The 20,827-nt window shown below is 67.8% G+C and carries 19 protein-coding genes; 10 read left to right on the plus strand and 9 right to left on the minus strand.

Going from position 1 to position 20,827, the window contains the following annotated elements; all coding sequences use genetic code 11:
* Positions 1–136 precede the first annotated feature (136 nt).
* Positions 137–1,291 carry a ribonuclease D gene (gene rnd, locus H1343_RS12590; protein WP_185983228.1) on the plus strand — a complete coding sequence of 385 codons (1,155 nt, stop codon included), beginning with the start codon at positions 137–139 and terminating at the stop codon, positions 1,289–1,291.
* Between the two features lie 23 nt (positions 1,292–1,314).
* Here the strand turns inward: rnd and H1343_RS12595 are convergent, their stop codons facing one another.
* The 5 genes from H1343_RS12595 to H1343_RS12615 form a co-directional block, all read right to left on the minus strand.
* A complete protein-coding gene (locus H1343_RS12595) occupies positions 1,315–1,698 on the minus strand; it encodes an ester cyclase (protein ID WP_185983229.1) in 384 nt (127 codons plus the stop codon).
* 317 nt (positions 1,699–2,015) lie between these two features.
* Positions 2,016–3,542: a Ppx/GppA phosphatase family protein gene (locus H1343_RS12600; protein ID WP_185983230.1), complete on the minus strand. Its 1,527-nt coding sequence runs from the start codon at positions 3,540–3,542 to the stop codon at positions 2,016–2,018.
* Positions 3,526–5,718, minus strand: coding sequence for an RNA degradosome polyphosphate kinase (locus H1343_RS12605; RefSeq protein ID WP_185985643.1), 2,193 nt, complete (start codon positions 5,716–5,718; stop codon positions 3,526–3,528). Before H1343_RS12605 ends, H1343_RS12600 begins: the two co-directional genes overlap by 17 nt.
* A 444-nt stretch (positions 5,719–6,162) precedes the next feature.
* A complete protein-coding gene (locus H1343_RS12610) occupies positions 6,163–6,846 on the minus strand; it encodes a P-loop NTPase family protein (RefSeq protein ID WP_246333037.1) in 684 nt (227 codons plus the stop codon).
* Positions 6,843–8,015, minus strand: a complete 1,173-nt coding sequence (locus tag H1343_RS12615; protein ID WP_185983231.1) for an AI-2E family transporter — start codon at positions 8,013–8,015, stop codon at positions 6,843–6,845. The genes H1343_RS12610 and H1343_RS12615 overlap by 4 nt, the downstream gene beginning before the upstream one ends.
* 152 nt (positions 8,016–8,167) lie before the next feature.
* Between H1343_RS12615 and purM the strand changes: the two genes are divergently transcribed.
* The 3 genes from purM to H1343_RS12630 are packed head-to-tail and all read left to right on the plus strand — an operon-like array spanning position 8,168 to position 10,865.
* Complete coding sequence (gene purM / locus H1343_RS12620; RefSeq protein WP_185983232.1) at positions 8,168–9,241, plus strand: phosphoribosylformylglycinamidine cyclo-ligase; 1,074 nt, start codon at positions 8,168–8,170, stop codon at positions 9,239–9,241.
* Positions 9,238–9,900 (plus strand): phosphoribosylglycinamide formyltransferase, encoded by a 663-nt coding sequence (gene purN / locus H1343_RS12625; protein ID WP_185983233.1) that lies wholly within the window; start codon positions 9,238–9,240, stop codon positions 9,898–9,900. Before purM ends, purN begins: the two co-directional genes overlap by 4 nt.
* A 29-nt stretch (positions 9,901–9,929) precedes the next feature.
* A complete protein-coding gene (locus tag H1343_RS12630) occupies positions 9,930–10,865 on the plus strand; it encodes an acetamidase/formamidase family protein (protein ID WP_185983234.1) in 936 nt (311 codons plus the stop codon).
* Between the two features lie 99 nt (positions 10,866–10,964).
* On the opposite strand, the gene H1343_RS12635 is transcribed toward H1343_RS12630, so the two are convergent.
* The 3 genes from H1343_RS12635 to H1343_RS12645 all read right to left on the minus strand — a co-directional run bounded on the left by H1343_RS12635 (position 10,965) and on the right by H1343_RS12645 (position 14,557).
* Positions 10,965–11,117, minus strand: a complete 153-nt coding sequence (locus H1343_RS12635; protein ID WP_185983235.1) for a hypothetical protein — start codon at positions 11,115–11,117, stop codon at positions 10,965–10,967.
* Between the two features lie 111 nt (positions 11,118–11,228).
* Positions 11,229–13,334, minus strand: coding sequence for a molybdopterin-containing oxidoreductase family protein (locus H1343_RS12640; protein ID WP_185985645.1), 2,106 nt, complete (start codon positions 13,332–13,334; stop codon positions 11,229–11,231).
* Positions 13,335–13,444: 110 nt separating this feature from the next.
* On the minus strand, positions 13,445–14,557 hold the full coding sequence (locus H1343_RS12645) for an alkene reductase (protein ID WP_185983236.1): 1,113 nt from the start codon (positions 14,555–14,557) through the stop codon (positions 13,445–13,447).
* A gap of 140 nt (positions 14,558–14,697) precedes the next feature.
* Here H1343_RS12645 and H1343_RS12650 point away from each other — a divergent pair, with 140 nt between their 5' ends.
* The 3 genes from H1343_RS12650 to H1343_RS12660 are packed head-to-tail and all read left to right on the plus strand — an operon-like array spanning position 14,698 to position 16,725.
* Complete coding sequence (locus tag H1343_RS12650) at positions 14,698–15,546, plus strand: 23S rRNA (adenine(2030)-N(6))-methyltransferase RlmJ (RefSeq protein WP_185983237.1); 849 nt, start codon at positions 14,698–14,700, stop codon at positions 15,544–15,546.
* Positions 15,547–15,590: 44 nt separating this feature from the next.
* Entirely contained in the window at positions 15,591–16,070 is a 480-nt protein-coding gene (locus H1343_RS12655) for a hypothetical protein (protein ID WP_185983238.1), read from the plus strand.
* Between the two features lie 58 nt (positions 16,071–16,128).
* Positions 16,129–16,725 (plus strand): glutathione S-transferase family protein, encoded by a 597-nt coding sequence (locus H1343_RS12660; protein WP_185983239.1) that lies wholly within the window; start codon positions 16,129–16,131, stop codon positions 16,723–16,725.
* Between the two features lie 76 nt (positions 16,726–16,801).
* Here H1343_RS12660 and H1343_RS12665 read toward each other — a convergent pair whose 3' ends face one another.
* The gene (locus H1343_RS12665) at positions 16,802–17,458 is read right to left on the minus strand and encodes an outer membrane protein (protein WP_185983240.1); all 657 of its coding nucleotides are present in this window, start codon (positions 17,456–17,458) and stop codon (positions 16,802–16,804) included.
* 333 nt (positions 17,459–17,791) lie between these two features.
* Between H1343_RS12665 and uvrC the strand changes: the two genes are divergently transcribed.
* The 3 genes from uvrC (at position 17,792) to moaD (ending at position 20,795) form a co-directional block, all read left to right on the plus strand.
* Positions 17,792–19,819 carry an excinuclease ABC subunit UvrC gene (gene uvrC / locus H1343_RS12670; RefSeq protein WP_246333039.1) on the plus strand — a complete coding sequence of 676 codons (2,028 nt, stop codon included), beginning with the start codon at positions 17,792–17,794 and terminating at the stop codon, positions 19,817–19,819.
* Positions 19,820–19,913: 94 nt separating this feature from the next.
* Entirely contained in the window at positions 19,914–20,495 is a 582-nt protein-coding gene (gene pgsA, locus H1343_RS12675; protein ID WP_185983241.1) for a CDP-diacylglycerol--glycerol-3-phosphate 3-phosphatidyltransferase, read from the plus strand.
* Between the two features lie 48 nt (positions 20,496–20,543).
* Positions 20,544–20,795, plus strand: a complete 252-nt coding sequence (moaD, locus tag H1343_RS12680; RefSeq protein WP_185983242.1) for a molybdopterin converting factor subunit 1 — start codon at positions 20,544–20,546, stop codon at positions 20,793–20,795.
* Positions 20,796–20,827 lie beyond the last annotated feature (32 nt).

The raw sequence follows: 20,827 nt of genomic DNA on the forward strand, positions 1-20,827 counted from the left end.
GCCACCCCCGCGATGTCAAGATTCCGGCCGGGGCGCCACTGCCTTGCCTCGTGGCTTTGATCGCGCGGGCAAAGCGTTCTAAGACGGTTCATCACGCCGCCGGCCGCTCCAAAGGCCCCTCAGAAGACGGATGCGCATGAACCTCATCACGACCACGGCCGCGCTCGCTGAAGCCTGCGAAACGCTCGCCCGCGCGGACTTCGTGACCGTCGACACCGAGTTCATCCGCGAGACGACCTTCTGGCCGCAACTCTGCCTCGTCCAGATGGCGAGCGACGACCTCGCCGTTCTCGTCGATCCGCTGGTGGAGGGGCTCGACCTTGCGCCCTTCTTCGCGCTGATGGCCGACACGAGCGTCGTGAAGGTGTTCCACGCCGCTCGTCAGGACGTCGAGATCATCTACAAGCTCGGCAACCTCATCCCCGAGCCGCTCTTCGACACGCAGGTCGCCGCGATGGTCTGCGGCTTCGGCGAATCGATCGCCTACGACCAGCTCGTCGCGCGCACGACGGACGGGCGCATCGACAAGACCAGCCGCTTCACCGACTGGCGCCGACGTCCGCTTTCGGACAGCCAGCTTGAATACGCGCTCGCCGACGTCACCCATCTGCGCGACGTCTATCGCGCGCTCATCGCACAGCTCGACAAGGACGGCCGCACGGAATGGGTGGAAAGCGAGATGGCGATCCTCACCGCGCCCGAGACCTACGATCTGCACCCGGACGATGCGTGGACCCGGCTGAAGCTGCGCGTGCGCAAGCCGATCGAGCTCGCCGTCCTGAAGGAGGTCGCGGCCTGGCGCGAGCGTGAGGCGCGCGAGCGCGACCAGCCGCGCGGTCGGATCCTCAAGGACGACGCGATCTTCGAGATCGCCCAGCAGCAGCCCAGGGACGAGGAGGCGCTGTCGCGCCTGCGCACCATCCCGCGCGGCTTCGAGCGCTCCGCCGCCGGCAAGGCGATTCTCGCCGCCACCGCCCGCGCCCTCGCCATTCCCAAGGCCGAGCTGCCTCGCATCCCGCGCCCGCCGCAACTGCCGGAGGGAACGGCCGCTGCAGTGGAGTTCCTGCGCGTCCTCCTCAAGATCGTGACGGAGGAGCGCGGCGTCGCCGCCCGCCTCATCGCCACCGGCGACGATCTGGAGAAGATCGCGACACACGGCGCCGAGGCCAAGGTGCCCGCGATGGAGGGCTGGCGCCGCGAACTCTTCGGCGAGCGGGCGCTGGAGCTTCTGGCCGGGCGCGCCGCCCTTGCCTTCCGCGACCGCAAGGTCGTTATCGTCCCGCTGGACTGAGGCGGCTCCGGCGCTCCTCTGCCTCAGAGCTGCGCCTCGATCGCCGCCTTGTCGATGACGGACCAGACAGCCGAAATCCGACCGTCCGCGAACTCGTAGAAGGCGTTCTCGCCGAAAGAGACCGTCCGCCCGTTGACGGGAAGGCCGAGGAACTCGCCCCTCGGTGTGCAGCGGAAGAGAAGGCGCGCGGCAACATGCGGCGGATCGCAGACAATCCGCTCGGCCTCGAAGCGCAGGTCCGGGATCGCCTCGAAATCGGCGAGGAGCATGTCGCGATAGCCATCGACGCCGAGCGGCTGACCATTGTGGTGAACATCGGTCGAGACATGACGATCGAGTTCGTCCCACGCCTGCCGGTTCAGGCAATCGAGATAGGCGCGGTATCGCCGTTTCAGCGTTTCGGCCACGAATCTTTCCCTGCATGCGCCTCCGCCGGGGCAGGCCCGGCGTAGGCTGTGTGGCCTCAGGCGCCGAGTTCGACGAGGCGGCCGCCGATCTTCTCCAGCCGCGAAAGATAGGTCTCCGCCTCCAGAAGGTCGCGGGTCCTGCGCGAGGCGCTGGCACGGGCCACAGACGCTCACGGACGCCGCCACGCTGATCGCGCGGACCTATATCCATTGCGGCGTCCACAACGGCGAGGAGTGGCACGCGGTCGGCGCGGCGCTGGCGGGCAGCGAGGAGGAGGCCGCTGCCGCCCTCGCGCCATCATCGCGGGCGCTGTTTGCTAGCGCGTGATCGCACGCAGTTCGCGCCCCGTCGCCTTGGCGAAATGGCCGAGGCGCACGAGCGGGCGTTCGCCCACGATGTCGGCGAGTTCAGGCGGGAAGACCAGCGCTAGCCCCTTCCCGTCCGGCTCCCATCGAAGCGCAGGGAGTATGCCCGGCATGCCGCCCGTCAGAAGATAGGCGACGCGAAAGAGCGAGGCGAGGATACGCGCGCGCTCCAGAAGACGCGGCTCGATCAGCCGCTCGAGTGCCGGCATCTGGTCCTGGTCGAAGGTGCCCTCGTAGCGGAAGTAATTGGTGAGCCCGAGGAAGGTGCGACCGGGATGATCCACCGCCGGCAGGTTGGAATGAACGACGAGTTGCAGGCTCTGGCGTCCGCGATAGTCCGGATGGGCGCGCCAGGACACGTCGGCGATGAGGCAGGCAGCCTCGCGAAGGCGGCGCTCTTCGGTGCTCTCTTCGATGCCGAAGGCGGCGAAGGTGTGAGACGCCCAGTCCACCAGTTCGCGCTGGTGCAAAGGCGAGCGCGAACGCAGGAGCGAAAGCTCCTCGGCCGCCTCGATCAGCGGGTCTCGCTCTCGCTCGGCGTCCGGCAGCAGCGCGTGAAGATAGCCCTCGCGCACGCCCGTCGCCGAAAGGATGACGACGGACGGGTCGAGCCGGGCGATGACGCTCTGGAGCGCGACCGCGCCGTAGGCGAGGAGCGGCCGGCGGGAGCGCGCCACGGAGCGGATGCCCGCCAGCTTCTCCGGGTCGCCCGCCGCGACGTCCTTGAGGAAGCCCGCGATGTCGGCCGGGCGCATCGCATAGCCGTGCATGACGTGCAGCGGATAGCCGCTCTGCTCGATGTGCAGCTTGGCGAGATTTCGCCAGGTGCCGCCGACCGCAAAGAAGGGCCGACCCTTGCCGGCTGCGGCAAACGGCAATGCAGCCAGATGCTTGTCCGCGATCGACCGGGCCTTCGACAGGTTGCCGCCGGCCATATCCTGCAGACGCAGCCCGCCGAGCGGCATCGTCACCCCCTCACCGATCGCCCCCTTGTCGATGGTGACGAGTTCCAGGCTGCCGCCGCCGAGGTCACCCGCGATCCCGTCCGGTTCATGAAAGCCCGCGATGACGCCCTCCGCCGCATACCGCGCCTCGTCCTGACCGGAGAGGATCACGATCTCGCAGCCGATGGCGGCCTCGGCGGCCTCGATGAACTCCGGCCCGTTCTCGGCCTCGCGCGCGGCGGCGGTGGCGATCGGATGGATCTTGCTGACGCCCATGTGCCGGCAGAGCGCCCGGAAGCGGCCGAGCGCGCCCACCGCGCTCGCCACCGCCTCGTCGTTCAGCCGCCCCGTCTGAGCGATGCCCTTGCCGAGCCCGGACAGCACCTTTTCGTTGAAGAGGACTGCGGGCGCGCGGCTGTTGCGCTCGTACACGACGAGGCGCACCGAGTTCGAGCCGATGTCGACCACCGCGACGGGCTGGTGGCCCGGCAGGCGACCGAGGCCGTAAGCCTTCGCGTCAGTCGAACTTGGCATGCTCTGCGCGTTGTCGTGCAATGAGTCTCGGAGCATTGGTCTTGAGGGCCTTTCCCCGGCCCGAAAGGCTCGGGTTGGTCATGAAGTAGCGCTGCGCATTGAACGAGGGCTCCGATCCCGAAGGCTCGATGCGGCGCGACGTGCCGTCGGCCAGAACCGACCAGCTCTGCTGATTGTCGAGGATGTTGGCGAGCATGATCTGCGACAGCACCTGGCTGTGGACGGTGGGCGTGGTGATCGGGATCATCGTCTCCACGCGCCGGTCGAGATTGCGCGGCATCAGATCCGCCGAGCTCATGTAGACGATCGCGTTCTCGGAGGGGAGCCCCTGCCCCGCGCCGAAGCAGAAGATGCGGCTGTGCTCCAGGAAGCGGCCGACGATCGACTTGACGCGGATGTTCTCCGACAGGCTGGGCACGCGCGGGCGCAGGCAGCATATGCCGCGCACGATGAGGTCGATCTCCACCCCCGCCTGGCTTGCCCTGTAGAGCGCGTCGATGATCGTCGCGTCCACCAGCGAGTTCATCTTCATCCAGATCTGGCCGGGCCGGCCGGCGCGCACGTGCTCGATTTCCTCCTCGATGTTCTGAAGGATGCGCTTGCGCAGCGTCAGCGGCGAGATCGAGAGCTTGCGAAGGTCCGTCGGCTCGGCATAGCCGGTGATGTAGTTGAAGATCTGGCTGACGTCGTTGGCGATGTCCTTGTCGGCCGTGAAGTAGGAAAGGTCCGTGTAGATCTTCGCGGTGATCGGGTGGTAGTTGCCTGTGCCCACATGCACGAAGGAGACGATCTTGCCCTCCTCCCGGCGCACCACCAGGCTCAGCTTGGAGTGGGTCTTCTTCTCGATGAAGCCGAAGACCACCTGCACGCCCGCGCGCTCCAGATCGCGCGCCCACTTGATGTTGGCCTCCTCGTCGAAGCGGGCCTTCAGTTCCACCAGTGCGGTGACGGACTTGCCCGATTCGGCCGCGTCCACCAGTGCTCGCACGATCGGCGAGTCGTTCGAGGTGCGGTAGAGCGTTTGCTTGATGGCCACGACGTCCGGGTCGCGCGCGGCCTGGCGCAGGAACTGCACCACCACGTCGAAGCTCTCATAGGGGTGGTGGACGACGATATCCTTCTCGCGGATCGCGGCGAAACAGTCACCGTTGTGCTCGCGGATGCGCTCGGGGAAGCGCGGGATATAGGGCTCGAACTTCAGATCGTCGCGCGGGGCCTTCACGATCTGCGAGACCGAATCGAGCGCCAGCATCCCGTCCATCACCGAGACGCGGCTCTCCGAGACGCCGAGTTCCGTCGAGACGAAGTTGCGGAGCGATTCCGGCATGACCGAATCGTATTCGATGCGGATCACCGAGCCGCGGCGGCGACGCTTGAGCGCCGTTTCGAAGAGGCGCACGAGATCCTCGGCCTCCTCCTCCACCTCGATGTCCGAATCGCGGATGATGCGGAAGGTGCCCTGCCCGCGCACGCGGTAGCCTGGGAAGAGCCGGCCGATGAACAGCGCCACGACGCTTTCCAGGGGCACGTAGCGATACTGGCCGTCGGCCGTCGGCGGAAGCTCCACAAAGCGCGAGAGCGCCACGGGCAGGCGCAGGAGCGCGTTCATCTTGTGGCTGTCGGCCTCGCGCACCAGCGCCAGCGCCATCGAGAAGCCGAGGTTCGGGATGAACGGGAACGGGTGCGCCGGATCGATCGAGAGCGGCGTGAGAACGGGGAAGATCGCCTCGTCGAAATGGCGCTGGAGCCACGCGCGGTCGTCCTTCTTCAGGTCCCCCGCCGCCACGATGACGATCTTCTCGGCCTTAAGTTCGCGCACGAGACCGGCGAGCGCGGCCTGCTGCTCCTCCTGGAGGACGCCGACTTCCTTCAGGACGCGCTCGAGCTGTTCCTGCGGCATCAGCCCGTCGACCGAGCGCACCGGAATCTCCTCGCGCACCTGCCCGGCGAGGCCCGCGACGCGGACCATGAAGAACTCGTCGAGATTGCCTGCCGAGATCGACAGGAAGCGCAGACGCTCCAGGAGCGGATGGTTGCGGTTGCCCGCCTCCTCCAGAACGCGCCGGTTAAACTGGAGCCAGGAGATTTCGCGGTTCACGAAGCGGTCGGCCGGCAGTTCCCCCGGGGCGGCCTGCGCGGCGGCCTCGCTCGCCGGAACGGCGCCGACCGCCTGCATCGGCGAGCGGTCCGGAAGCTCGTCGGCGTCGCCCGCGGGACCGGCGATCGCCTCGGCAACGCTTTCCGGGCGACCGTCGTCTATGATCTCCGCGAGCTCGGGCCCAGCGGGAACGGGGGCGACGGGAGGCGGCTCGGTCTGTGCCTCGGCGGCGATCCTTGGCGAGGCGGGCTCGCGGCCCCGCTTCGCGGTTGCCGTCTTCGTTCCGGCAGTCCGCTTCGCCTTCGACTCAGGCGTCTCACCGTCCCCCGCCACCGTCGCGCCCGACTCCTGCATGGCGCTGGCGGCCACCGTCTTGGCGCGTGGGCGCCGCGGCGCCGCGGCGCGTGGCTTGCGAGCAGGCTGGCTGGGCGGGGTCTGCGAGGATTGGCTCATGGGCTGACTGCTGCTCTCGAATGCTGGGCCTGATGCGAGGTCAGGCCATAGCCCGTTCCCTCGTCGGATTCACGACAACGCGCCGGCATTGTCGTCCATGCGGGCGAGAAGGTCGAGGACGAGTTGGCGCGTGGGGCGGCGCTTCGTCGCCAGCGTTTCGCGGTCGAGCGCCTCGGCGAGCGCGCGCGCGGCATCCAGCGAGCGCTCCATGCGCCTGGTCATCAGTTCGAGGAGCTTCACGTCGAGCTCGATCTGGCGATCGGCGAAGAGCTTGGCGAGGACGCCGGACAAAAGCGCCTCGTCGGGCTGGCCGAGTGTGAAGGTGGTGGCGGCGCGTAGGCGCGAGGCGAGATCCGGCGTCGCAAGCTTGAGTTCGCCGGGCGCGCGGCGCGCGGTGACGAGGACCGTGCCGCCGCCGAGCCGCGCGGCGTTGAGAAGCGCGAAGATTTCCGCCTCCGAATGGCCGGCGCGGTCGAGATCGTCGAGGAGGACGGCAAAGGGGCGCTCGGCCGGCAACGCATCGCCGGGCGAAAAGCGCGCAGCGCCCGAGATCGCGCGCCACGCCGCGCCCAGATGCGACTTGCCCGAGCCCGCCGGGCCGTGGACGTAGAGGACCGGGTGCGGCCAGTTCGGCCAGGCGTCGAGCGCCGCGACGGCCAGGCGGTTGGAATCGCCCACCACGATGTCCTCGCGCGCCATCGACGGGCGATGCGGCCAATCGAGCGGAAGCTGCCGGGTGCGGGCGGCGGTCAATCCGTGCCCTTCTCGCCCGGCTCGAAGGTGGCACGCAGCGCCGAGGAGAGCTCGACGCCCTCGATCTGCGCAGGCGCTGGCCCGGCCTCGACCGTGCGGCCGAAATACATCTCGCTCTCGAGGTACTTGTTGAGCGCGAAGCGGACGAGCACGCCGATAGCCGCCGCCGCCGGCACCGCGATCAGAAGGCCGACGAAGCCGAAGATCGCGCCGGCCGCGAAGAGCGCGAACATCAGCCAGACCGGGTGCAGGCCGACGGAGGCGCCGACAAGCTTGGGCTGGAGGATGTTGCCCTCGAAGAACTGGCCGGAGAAGAAGACGGCGAGCGTCGCGACGATCCAGATCCAGTCCGGCGAGAACTGCACCAGAGCGACGCCGAGCGCGATGATGAGGCCGACGGCCGAGCCGACATAGGGAATGAACGAGATCATTCCCGCGAAGAAGCCGATGAGAAGGCCGAAATTGAGCCCGACGAGCGACAGGCCGACGGCGTAGTAGGTGCCGAGGATCAGGCAGACCGTGCTCTGCCCGCGGATGAAGCCGGCGACGGAGCGGTCGACCTCTCGCGCCAGCCGGCGCACCGTTTGGACGTGCTGACGCGGGATCCAGCCGTCGATCTTCTCGATCATCCGGTCCCAGTCCAGAAGCAGATAGAAGGCGACGACGGGCGTGACGACGAACAGCGCCATGAAGTTCACGACCGCGAGGCTCGAGCTCCAGACCTGTGCGGCGAAGGTGGTGACGTAGCTCGACGCCTCACGCGCGATGGCTGAGAAATCCTGCGTCAGCGACTGCTCCGAATCCTCGAACAGCCATGAGAGCGGCCCGGCGCGCGCCTCGATCGCCAGTTCCTGCAGGCGCTGGAGATATTGCGGCAGGCGCTCCACGAAGGCCGCGATCTGCGAGCCGATGACCGGCACGACCACGAGGATGACCGTGACGAAGAGGAAGATGAACGAGACAAGGATCACGATGGAGGCCGCGAGCCGCGAGAAACCACGCCGCTCGAACCAGTCCGCGATGGGGTCGAGGAAGTAGGCCATCGCCATGCCCAGCACGAAGGGCAAGAGAATTCCGCGAAACACCCAGAGGAAGACGCACAGGACGAGCGCGCCCAGCCCCCAGAAGAGCGCCTGACGCCGCAAAAGCCGGCTTCGATCCATGACCATGTCCCGCGCACTCCGCTCCGGTCCGCCACTGGAGATAGAGTCGTGTAAGGCAGCGGGTCAAGCGCGCCGGCCGCCTGCCCCCGCTATCCCCGCTCTTGCCTCCCGGCTGCTTCTGGTGCAACCGGGCGCAAGGCTTCAGGAGCGAGGCGAGAATGACGGGCGAGACGAAGAACGGGCTGACCTACGCGCAGGCGGGCGTCGACATCGACGCCGGCAACGAGCTGGTGCAGCGGATCAAGCCGCTGGTGCGCTCGACGCGCCGCGCGGGCGCGGACGGCGAAATCGGCGGTTTCGGCGGGCTGTTCGACCTGAAGGCCGCCGGCTTCACCGATCCGGTGCTGGTGGCCGCGAACGACGGTGTCGGCACCAAGCTGAAGATCGCGATCGACGCAGGCCGGCATGAGACGATCGGCATCGACTTGGTCGCCATGTGCGTCAACGACCTCGTCGTGCAGGGCGCCGAGCCGCTGTTCTTCCTGGACTATTTCGCCACCGGCAAGCTCGACGTCGCGCAAGGCACGGCCATCGTCTCCGGCATCGCGGAAGGCTGTCTTCTGGCGGGCTGCGCGCTCATCGGCGGCGAGACGGCCGAAATGCCGGGCCTCTACGCCGAGAAGGACTACGATCTCGCGGGCTTCGCGGTGGGCGCGGCCGAGCGCGGCCGGCTTCTGCCCTCCGCCGAACTCGCCTCGGGCGACGTCATCCTCGGCCTCGCCTCCTCCGGCTGTCATTCCAACGGCTATTCGCTGGTGCGGCGCATCGTCGAGGCGAGCGGCACTGCCTACGACGCACCCGCGCCCTTCGACGCTTCGAAGACGCTCGCCGAGGCGCTGCTCGAGCCGACACGCATCTATGTGAAGCCGCTTCTGGAGGCGATCCGCGCCGGCGAGGGCGTCAAGGCGCTGGCGCATATCACCGGCGGCGGCTTCCCGGAGAACATCCCGCGCGTCCTGCCCGAGCATCTGCGCGCGGAGATCGACCTCTCGGCGATCCCCGTGCCGCCCGTCTTCGGATGGCTGGCGCGCGAGGGCGGCGTCGCGACGAACGAAATGCTGCGAACCTTCAACTGCGGCGTCGGCATGATCGTCGTCGTCGGCGAAGCCGAGGCGGCGGAAATCTCCGCGATCCTGCAGGGCGCGGGCGAGAGCGTCGTGCCGCTCGGCCGCATCCTGCCACGCGAGGGCGGGGATGCCGTGACCTACGACGGCGAGCTTCGCCTCGCATGAGCCGCCCTGCCAAGCGCGTCGCGGTGATGATCTCCGGGCGCGGCTCCAACATGGGTGCGCTGGTGGAAGCGGCGAAGGCTCCGGGCTTTCCGGGAACGATCGCCCTCGTCCTCTCCAACAAGCCGGATGCCGGCGGGCTGGAGGCGGCACGCGAGGAGGGCATCGAGGCCGTCGCGATCGACCAGAAGGCCTACGCCTCGCGCGCCGAGCACGAGGAGGCCGTGGCCGAGGCGATCGAGGCGGCGGGCTGCGAGATCGTGTGCCTTGCCGGCTACATGCGGCTTCTGACGCCCGCCTTCGTGCAGCGCTTCAAGGGCCGGATGATCAACATCCACCCCTCGCTGCTACCGCTCTTTCCAGGTCTCGACACGCACCAGCGCGCGCTCGACGCCGGGATGCGCGTCCACGGCTGCACGGTGCACTTCGTGACCGAGGAAATGGACGAGGGGCCGATCATCGCGCAGGCCGTGATCCCCGTACGCCCCGGCGACAACGCGCAGAACCTCGCGACGCGCCTGCTCGGCGCCGAACACCACCTCTATCCGCATGCGCTGCGGCTCGTCCTCGACGGACGCGCGCGCATGGAGGGCGAGCGCGCAGTGATCGACATGGAAGAGGCCGACGGCGCCGCGATGCTCGTTTCACCGCAAGCCTCCTGAGGGCCGAGAACCGATCGAAGGGACGCCGCATGACCGCCCATCACCTGCCCGCCTCCGTCGCCAATTGCGCCTGGGGCTTCTTCGACCCGGCGCGTGAGCCGGTCCTGACGATCGACAGCGGCGAAACGGTCGTCATCGACACCGTGTCCGGAAGCCCCGAAGTCGTCCCTGAGGGCGATTTCATCGTTCCCGAGGCGCTGCGTGCGATCCATCGCGACGGGCGCATGGAGATGCCGGGCCACATCCTGACGGGTCCCGTCGCGGTGCGCGGCGCGCGTGCGGGCAGCGTTCTGGAAGTCCGCATCCGCGCGGTCGAGCTCGCGCAGGACTGGGGCTTCAACGCGATCCGGCCGCTCTCCGGCACCCTGCCCTACGACTTCACCGAAAAGCGCATCCTCAACATCCCGCTCGACCGCGAGGCGATGACGGCGCAGATGCCCTGGGGCCTGAAGCTGCCGCTCTCGCCCTTCTTCGGGGTGATGGGCGTCGCCCCGCCTCCGCACTGGGGGAGCATCTCCTCGATCCAGCCGCGCGCCCATGCCGGCAACATCGACAACAAGGAGCTCGTCGCCGGCACGACGCTCTATCTCCCCGTCTTCAACGAAGGCGCCCTTTTCTCCTGCGGCGACGGCCACGGCGCGCAGGGCGACGGCGAAGTCTGCGTGACGGCGATCGAGACGGCCCTTCGCGGCACGTTCGAGCTGGTGGTGCGCGACGATCTCGCCTTCACTTATCCGCGCGCCGAGACGCCGACGCACTTCATCACGATGGGCATGGATCCGAGCCTCGACGTCTGCGCCGAGATGGCGCTGCGCGACATGCTGGACCTCATCGTCGAAACGCGCGGCCTGTCGCGCCACGATGCCTACACGCTCTGCTCACTCGCCGGCGACCTGCGCGTCACGCAGACCGTCAACGGCTGCAAGGGCATCCACATGATGCTGGCGAAGTCGCTTCTCGCGTAGAGGCCGGAGGGGCAGACCCTCCGGCCACGCCGACCCGCGCTATTCGGCACGCGTCACCCCGCGAAGGCTGATCAGCCCGGTCGGGATCGGCTCGAAGCCCTAGATGCCGGCCGCCAGCACGTAGGGGAACGGCTGGTGGTAGACGTAGACGATCGGCAGCTTGTCCTGCATCCTGATCCGCATCTCCTGCGCCGACGCGGCCGATACGACGGCCAATAGCGACACCGCCGCGGCGATCAACGCGAGTTTCATAGCGAAAGCCTTCCCCGGATCAGGCGGCACGACGATGCGCCTACGACGAAGGCATATCAGTCCAGCGCCTTCCCAAGAGGCAATAGACCGATCGCGGCAGCGAGGAGGCCGTCAGGCGGGCCTTACCCACACCGCCGTATCGTGGAAGCCGACACCCCCGAAGGGCGCGACCGAATCGGCGCCGACGAGCGTGTTGATCCCCTCGCCGCGCACGAACGCCGCGTTCGGCCACAGCCCTTCATGGATGACGACACCCGGCTTGGCCGCAGGCGTGACCTTCGCCGGCATCTCGACCTCGCCGCGGCGATTGCCGACGAGGACAGTCTGGCCGTCCTCTAGGCCCAGCCGATCCGCGTCGTCCGGATGGACCATCAGTTCCGGCCGCCCCTCGCGGCTCGCCGATCCCTTCGTCTCCGAGAAGCTGGAGTTGAGGAACTGGCGCGCCGGCGAGGTCGCCAGCTTGAAGGGATGCGCCTCGTCCACCGGCTCGATCAGCTCGACATGGTCGGGAAAGCGCGGCAACCCATCCACAGGGCCCTGCAGGCCCATCGAGGCGGGCGGGCGGTTCGGCCCGTTCATGCCGATCCAGTCGGGCGCGAGGCGGAAGCGGCCGCTCTCGTTGTGGAAGCCGCCAAGGAAATGCGCCTCTTCGAAGGATGGCTGCACGTCGATCCAGCGCTCCGTCTCGAGCCGCTCGAGATCGCCATGTCCACTGATCGTCAACAGCGTGTCCACATGCTCGCGCTCGCTCATGCCGAAGCCCGACCGGTCCGCGACGCCGAGGCGCCTTGCCAGTTCCTCGACGACGAAATGGTTGGAACGCACGGTCTCGGGCCCATCGACGAGCTTGGGGCCGAACAGGATGTGGCTCTGCCCGCCGGCGCGGTAGATGTCATCGTGTTCCAGGAACATCGTCGCCGGCAGAACCAGATCGGCCATCTTCGCCGTGTCCGTCATGAACTGCTCGTGGACGGCGACGAACAGATCCTCGCGCGCGAAACCCTGCCGCACCAGCCGCTGCTCGGGCGCGACGTTCATCGGATTGGTGTTCTGCACGAGCATCGCCGTCACGGGCGGGCCACCGTAGAGCGCTTCCGCGTCGCCCGTCAGCACGCGGCCGATCTTCGACTGGTCGAGATGGCGCACGGCGGGATCGGCGAATTCGTGACCCTCGATCACGCGCTTGTCCAGCTTCCAGATCGCGCCGTTGTTGTGGAAGGCGCCGCCGCCCTCGCGCTGCCAATGGCCGAAGACCGTGGGCACGCAGAGCGCCGCATGCATGGCGACCGAGCCGTTTCGCTGGCGGGTGAAGCCGTAGCCGAGGCGGAAGAAGGTGCGCGGCGTCGCGCCCACAAGTGCCGCGAACGCCTCGATCTCCTCGACCGAAAGACCGGTGATGGCCGCAGCCCATTGCGGCGTGCGCGAGGCCAGATGCGCCTCCAGCCCGGCCGGATCGTCGGTGTATTTCGCCAGATAGGCGCGGTCCGCCGTCCCGTCGCGGAAGGCGACGTGCATGACGGCACAGGCGAGCGCGGCGTCCGTGCCGGGCCGCAGCTTCAGCGCCATGTCTGCCTGCTTCATCGTGGCGTTGTCGTAGATGTCGACCACGACGATCTTCGCGCCGCGCTCCTTGCGGGCGCGGATGGCGTGGGTCATCACGTTGACCTGCGTCGCCACCGCGTTGGTGCCCCAGATGACGACGCAGTCGGCCAGCGCCATCTCGCGCGGATCGACGCCCATCAGCTTGCCGGTGCCCGCCACGAACCCCGTCCACGCCGTGTTGGTGCAGATTGAATCGAACGTGTTGGAATAACGCTTGGCGTGGCGCAGGCGGTTGATGCCGTCTCGCTGAACGAGGCCCATCGTGCCGGCGTAGTAGTAGGGCCAGACGGCTTGCGAGCCGTGCGCGGCCTCGGCCTTGACGAAGGCTTCCGCGATCATGTCGAGCGCGTCGTCCCAGCCGATCTCGCCCCACGAGCCCGAGCCCTTGGCGCCGGTGCGCCGCATCGGCGTCATCAGACGATCGGGGCTGTGGATGCGCTCGGCGTAGCGTGCGACCTTGGCGCAGATGACGCCGGCCGTGTAGCTGTTGTCGCCTGCCCCGCGCACCCTGCCGATCGTGCGCGCGTCGAGGATGTCGACCTCCAGCGCGCAGGTGGAGGGGCAGTCGTGCGGGCAGGCCGTGAAGCCCGTCCTGTGATCGAGCGGCTTGTTCATTCCGGCACTTATAGCTGCCTTCGCCGCCCGGCCGAAATTCATTTCGCTCATGTCAGCGATCAACGGCCCGCCGCCCCGCCAAGAGCAGGCTCGCGGGCCGTCATCGAACGTCAGGCAGCTTCCGCGTAGCGCGCCAGATCTTCCGGCGTGAGCGCCGGATAATCGACATAGCCCTCTGCCCCGCCGGCATAGAACGTGTCCTTGTCGCCCTCGTTCAACGGCGCGCCGACCTTCAGGCGCGTGACGAGATCGGGATTGGCGATGAAGGGACGGCCGATGCAGACGAGATCGAGCTTCCCGGCCTCCAGTCGTTCGCCGGCTAGATCGGCGTCGTAGCCGTTGTTGCCCATGTAGACGCCGTCGAAGCGGGCCCGCAGGGCGTCGTAGTCGAAGGCGATGTTGTCGCGTGGGCCGCCCGTCTGACCTTCGATCACGTGCAGATAGGCAAGGCGCCGCTGCGACAGGGCCTCGACGTAACGCTCGAAGAGCGGCTGCGGATCGGTGTCGGCGAGGTCGTTGGCGGCCGTCACCGGGGAAATCCGGATGCCGACATGCTCGGCATCCCAGGCATCGACGACCGCATCGACGACCTGGAGCGGGAAGCGCATGCGGTTCTCGATCGAACCGCCATATTCGTCGTCGCGCTTGTTGGCGCCGTCGCGCAGGAACTGGTCGAGCAGGTAGCCGTTCGCGGAGTGAACCTCGACGCCGTCGAAGCCTGCCGCCCGCGCGTTGCGTGTCGCCCTGACGTAATCGGCGATCAGGCGGGGCAGTTCGCTCGCCTCCAGCGCGCGCGGCGTGACGTGAGGCTTGAAGCCATCCTCGGTGAACGCCTGCCCTTCGGGCTTGACGGCGGATGGCGCGACGGGGAGTTGTCCGCCCTCCTGCAGATCGGGATGGGAGATGCGCCCGACATGCCAGAGCTGCAGGAAGATCTTGCCGCCCTCCGCGTGGACCGCGTCCGTCACGCGCTTCCAGCCGGCGACGTGCTCGTCGGTGTAGATGCCAGGAGTGAAGGCATATCCCCGCCCTTCGACGGTGATGTTCGTGGCCTCGCTGACGATGAGCCCCGCGCCCGCGCGTTGACGGTAATACTCGACCTGCAGGTCGCCGACGTCACCCTCGCTCGTCGCGCGCGATCGCGTCAGCGGCGCCATCACGAAGCGGTTGGAGAGGCGGATCGGTCCGAGATCGAAGGGCTCGAACAGCTTGTGGTCGACCATTCCATATCCTTTCGCTGCAATCTGCCGTCGGTGCCACTGCGGCTTTGCGTCGGCGGCAACGCCGTCGCATATGGAGGCCGCAAGGGCGCCCGAAGGTGCCGTTCTGGTGAACGATCCGTTCAATACACAGCAGGCCCGCGTTGAATTACCGCCACGCCTTCCATGCCGGCAATTTCGCCGACGTCCACAAGCATGCGCTCCTGGCGCGGCTCGTCGATTATCTGAAGCGCAAGGAGAAGCCCTTCCGCGTCTTCGACACCCACGCCGGGCGCGGGCGCTACGACCTTCTGGCCGACGAGGCGCGCCGCACCGGCGAGCACGAAGCCGGCATCTCCGCGCTCCTCGCTTCGCCCGCCGCAGGCCATCCGCTTCTGGCCGACTACTGCGAGATCGTGCGCGCGCTGCGCGAGGAGACCGGCACGCTCGCCTATCCCGGCTCGCCGCTTCTCGCACGCCGCCTGATGCGCCGGCAGGACCGGCTTTCGGCCTATGAGCTGCATCCGGAGGATGCTCAGGCCCTGGCGGCGGAGTTTGCCGGCGACGTTCAGGTGAAGGCGATCCACCTCGACGGGTGGCTGGCGATGGGCGCGCATCTGCCGCCGAAGGAGCGGCGCGGGCTGGTGCTCGTCGATCCGCCCTTCGAACAGGCGGGCGAGACCGAGCGGATCGTCGAGGGGGTGGCCAAGGCCCATGCGCGCTGGGGGGGCGGCATCTACGCGCTGTGGTACCCGATCAAGCGCGCGAGCGAGCGCGAGAAGCTGCATCGGCTGCTTGCCCAAAGCGGCATTCCCGACATCGTCACGGCCGAGTTCTTCCGCGAGCCCTTCGGCCCGGACGAGAAGCTCGTCGGATCGGGGCTGGCCGTCGTCAACCCGCCCTATATCTTCGCCGAGGAAGCGCGGGCGATCATGGACGCGCTCACGCCGGTTCTCGCCGTGCGCCCCGGTGCCCATTGTGGCATCATTGCGCTGGCGGCGGAGCGGCGGTGATGCGATACAGTGCGGGTCGCCGAATGCGCCCGACAGGAGGGGTCATGCCGAAGAACCGGATCGCCGCGCTCGCCGCGCTTTGTCTTGCCGTCGCCGCGCCGCTTTCGGCCGGCGCCGCCGATTATCGGACCGTCGTCGTCGAGACGGAGCCGATGGTGATGCAGGAAGCGCCGGTGCCGGCCTGCGAGGACCCGCGCGTTCTCGCCCAGATCGAGGACCAGTTCGAATATGGCGCGCCGCGCGTCATCCCTGCGCCGCTCGAAGTCGCGCAATTCTCCAATCTCTTCGAGCGCGCCTATTTCCCGGTCGGCGGAGACCGCCAGATCGAGCGCCGCTACTGCCAGGGCGAGGCCGCTATCGCCGGCGTCGACATCAAGGACGGGAACCCGCTGACCACCGTCTACTACGTGATCGAATACCCGATGGGCTACGCCTCCATGGGCTGGCGGGCGGAAGGCTGCTTCCTCGGCTTCGACAAGTGGAAGGTCTACGGCGCCAACTGCGAATCGCTGCGCCGCTTCTGATCTTCGAACACCTCCAACGGCCGGGCCCCTACCCGGCCGTTTTCATGAAGGGACACCGATGCGCCTCCTCTGTTCGCCTGCCTCCCCCTATTCCGCCAAGGTCCGGCTCGCGGCCGCTCATTGCGACATCGCCGTCGAGGACGTGGCGACGGACACGGGAGAGCCGGCGGCGGATTTCCTTTCGGCCAACCCGCTCGGCAAAATCCCGACGCTGGTGCTTGAGGACGGCACCGGCATCTACGACAGCCGTGTCATCTGCGAATATCTCGACCGGATGAGCGGCAATCTCCTGATCCCGCAGGGCGACGCCGAATGGCTGCGCGCCAAGCGCGTCGAGGCGCTGGCGGACGGCATTGTCGATGCGGCCATCCTCGTCGTCTACGAGGCGCGCTTCCGCCCGGAGGAGAAGCGCTTTTCCGGCTGGACCGACCGGCAGTGGGCGAAAGCCGAGCGCGGCCTCGATGCGCTGGAGGCCGAGGTGGCCAGGCTGCCGGAAGCGCTCGACATCGGCCATTTCGCGATCGCGGGCCTGCTCGGCTGGATGGACCTGCGCTTCAAGGGCCAGTGGGACGAGGGGCGCCCCGCGCTCAAGGCGTGGTTCGCCGAGTTCCCGACGCGCTTCCCGGCCTACGCTCAGATCGGCCCGCGCGGCTGAGCGACCGCGAAGGGCGAAGCGGCGCGCACCCTCGCGGGCGCGGCCGCGACCCGAGACGATCGGGGCTCTCGGGAAATCAGAACTTGAGCGCGAGGCCCGCGCGGATCGAGTGCTCGTCGTAGCCCGACGAGATCGTGACGTTGCCGAGATTGTAGTCTTCGGACTCGAAGTCCGAGTACCTGTACTCGACGCGCGAGGTGATGTTGTCCGTCACCGCCGCCTCGACGCCCGCACCCACCGTGTAGCCGAAATGGGTGTTGGAATCCTGCGCCCCACCGAGCGAAAGCTCGTTGCCGGCCACCGCAAGGCCGCCCGTGGCGAAGAGGAGGATCGGATCGTAGGCGATGCCGACTCGTGCGCGCAGCGAACCGAAGGCCGTCGAATCGGCGCCGATCGGCGTGCCCGTCGCGACGTTGAAGCCGCCGGCTGAAAGATCCGAGGCGCCGATGTCGCCTTCGATGCCGTAGACGAACTGCTCGGTCTGGAGATTGTAGCCGGCGTAAACGCCGCCAACGAGCCCCTCACCGTCGAAGCTCGCGCCGCCCGCCTGATCGAAATCGGCGAAGTTGTAGCCCACGAAGCCGCCCGCATACGGGCCGGACCAAGTGTAGACCGAAGGGAATTCGGCCGAAGCCAAAGGAGGTGTGTCCACGATCACAACGTCCGCCGCAGACGCGCCGACCGTCATCGCCGCAAGGGCGCCTGCCACACTGAATGCGCGCACGATACGCATCACCCGCAACCACTCCGACCAGACCGCACTGAACGCCGCGGTCCCTGACAACATCCGCAAGGCGGATGAACGGCCGGATCAAGCCGGACGTTCCGCCTGCCCCTCAGGGGTACGGCTCCGTGACCGGGGCCGTCTTCCCCGATATAAGCGCGAGCGCGCGACGCTGCCAATGGCAGGGAAGTGACACTGGTCGGGAATCGAACTTGGCCGGAGCCTCGCGCAAGGAACACGCCTCGCAAGGGTGAAATCGCGCCCGCGAACCGACATATAGGAGCGGCAGGATTGACCGCGCCGCACGCGCCCCTGCCCGCAATGCCCCATGCATGGACCAAGATGAGCAAGATCGACGAGGATTTCGGGGCGGAGGAAGCCTTCGACGAGGACGAGACGGCCGAGGAGACGCCCGCCCCGCTCGATCCGCGCATCGCGGCGATCGACTGGAACGACGGCGGCCATCTGCCCGAGGGCGCATCGTCGGGCGCCGAACTCATCGCCTCGCTCGTCAAGCGCTTGCCGAACGGGCCAGGCGTCTACCGCATGTTCGACGAGGCCGGCGACGTTCTCTATGTCGGCAAGGCGCGCTCGCTGAAGAAGCGCGTCTCCTCCTATGCGCGCCACGGCGGCCACACCAACCGCATCGCGCGCATGATCCGCGCGACGCGGCACATGGAGTTCGTCTCGACACGCACCGAGACCGAGGCGCTGCTGCTCGAGGCGAACCTCATCAAGCGCCTGCGGCCGCGCTTCAACGTGCTGCTGCGCGACGACAAATCCTTCCCCTACATCCTCGTCGCCGAGGATCACAAAGCACCGGCGATCATGAAGCACCGCGGCGCGCGCTCGCGGAAAGGCGCCTATTTCGGCCCATTCGCCTCGGCGGGGTCGGTGGGGCGGACGGTCAATGCCCTGCAACGCGCCTTCCTCATCCGCACGTGTACGGACAGCGTCTACGCCACGCGCACCCGACCTTGCCTCCTCTACCAGATCAAGCGCTGCTCGGCGCCCTGCACACGCGAAATCTCGCTGGAGGATTACGGCGCGCTCGTCGGCGAGGCGAAGGCCTTCCTCTCCGGGCGCTCGCGCGAGGTGACGAAGGGCCTTTCGACCGCGATGCAGGAGGCCTCGGCCGACCTCGATTTCGAGCGCGCCGCCATCTATCGCGACCGCCTATCGGCCCTGTCGCACATCCAGAGCCATCAGGGCATCAACCCGCAGAGCGTGGAGGAGGCCGATGTCTTCGCCATCCATCAGGAGGGCGGGCTGACCTGCATCCAGGTCTTCTTCTTCCGCACCGGCCAGAACTGGGGCAACCGCGCCTACTTTCCGAAGGCCGATCCGTCGATCGAGCCACAGGAGGTGCTGGCCGCCTTCATCGCCCAGTTCTACGACGACAAGCCGCCCGCCCGCCTCCTCCTCCTGCCGATCGCGATGGAGGATGAGGAACTCCTCGCCGAGGCGCTGTCCGTGAAGGCGGGGCGCAAGGTGCGCCTTCAGGTGCCGGCGCGCGGCGAGAAGAAGGACCTCGTCGACCATGCCGGCGCCAACGCGCGCGAGGCGCTCGGCCGGCGGCTGGCCGAATCCTCCTCGCAGGCGCGGCTACTGGACGGGCTTCGCGAAACATTCGGGCTCGCCCATCCGCCACGACGTATCGAGGTCTACGACAACTCCCACATCATGGGCACGAACGCGGTGGGCGCGATGATCGTCGCCGGCCCCGAAGGCTTCGCCAAGGGGCAGTATCGCAAGTTCAACATCCGCGACACGACCATCACGCCCGGCGACGATTTCGGCATGATGCGCGAGGTGATGACGCGCCGGTTCTCGCGTCTTCTGAAGGAGCACGAGGACGGCCCCACCCCTGCGTCGGCCGCACTTGAGAGCGAGGACGAGGCCGGCGAGATGCCGGCCTGGCCCGACCTCGTGCTGATCGACGGCGGCAAGGGCCAGATCTCGGCGGTGCGCGAAATCCTCGACCAACTCGGCATCGCCGACAAGGTGACGACGATCGGCGTCGCCAAGGGCGTCGACCGCGACGCGGGACGCGAGCGCTTCATCGTCGACGGGCGGGAGCCCTTCTCGCTGCCGCCGCGCGACCCGGTGCTCTACTTCGTTCAGCGTCTTCGCGACGAGGCGCACCGCTTCGCCATCGGCTCCCATCGCGCGCGCCGCAAGAAGGAACTCGTCAAGAATCCGCTCGATGAGATCGCCGGTATCGGCCCCTCGCGCAAGCGCGCGCTCCTGCACCATTTCGGCACGGCGAAATCCGTCTCGCGCGCCGCGCTCGGTGATCTTCTAAAGGTCGACGGCATCTCGGAGGCGATGGCGAAGTCCATCTACGACCATTTCCACGAGCGCGGATGAAACTTGATCGAAGCCGCATGGCAGCCTGTTGACGCAGCAGGATGTCGCGGGGAAAAGAGGCGGGCCCGGCCCGACACAAGCGGACGCGAATTTCATGGCATCCAAGGCGCTGAGCCTCCCCAACATCCTCACCTACGCGCGGATCGTCGCCGTGCCGCTGGTGGTCCTGTGCTTCTTCATCGAAGGACGGCTCCATGGCTCGGACACGGCGCGGTGGTGGGCGCTCGGCCTTTTCGTGGCCGCCAGCCTCACGGACTGGCTTGACGGCTATCTTGCCCGTATCTGGCAGCAGACGTCGACGATCGGCCGGATGCTAGACCCGATCGCCGACAAACTCCTGGTCGCGGCCGCACTTCTCCTCCTGGCAGCCGACGGGACCATCGCCGGATGGACGATCTGGGCCGCCATCGTGATCCTGTGCCGGGAGATCCTCGTCTCGGGCCTGCGCGAATATCTGGCCGAGCTCAAGGTCTCCGTCCCCGTCACACGGCTCGCCAAGTGGAAAACCGGCACGCAGATGGTGGCGATCGCCTTTCTCCTTGCCGGCCCGGCGGGGGACAGGCTCGTGCCCTACATCTCGGAGACGGGCATCTTCCTGCTCTGGGTCTCGGCGATCATCACGCTCTACACGGGCTACGATTACTTCCGCGCGGGTCTGCGCCATATCGACGTCTGACGCCGCGATGCCCATCTGGAAAAGATGGGCGAAAGGAGCCCATCTGCGATGAAACTCGTCTATTTCGCCTGGATCCGCGAGCGGATCGGCATGAACGAAGAGGAGGTCGTGCTGCCCGCGGGGATTGTCACCGTGGCCGATCTCCTGCACTGGCTGAAGGGTCGCGGACCGGGCTACGATGCCGCCCTGCAGGCGCCCGAGATCGTGCGCGTGGCGCTCGATCAGGAGCATTGCGACCATTCCGACCCGATCGGCCATGCGCGAGAGATCGCGATCTTCCCGCCGATGACGGGGGGCTGAGGCGTTGATCGAGGTCGGAGTTCAGGCCGAGC

It is taken from the genome of Aureimonas mangrovi (assembly GCF_014058705.1).
GTDB lineage: Bacteria > Pseudomonadota > Alphaproteobacteria > Rhizobiales > Rhizobiaceae > Aureimonas > Aureimonas mangrovi.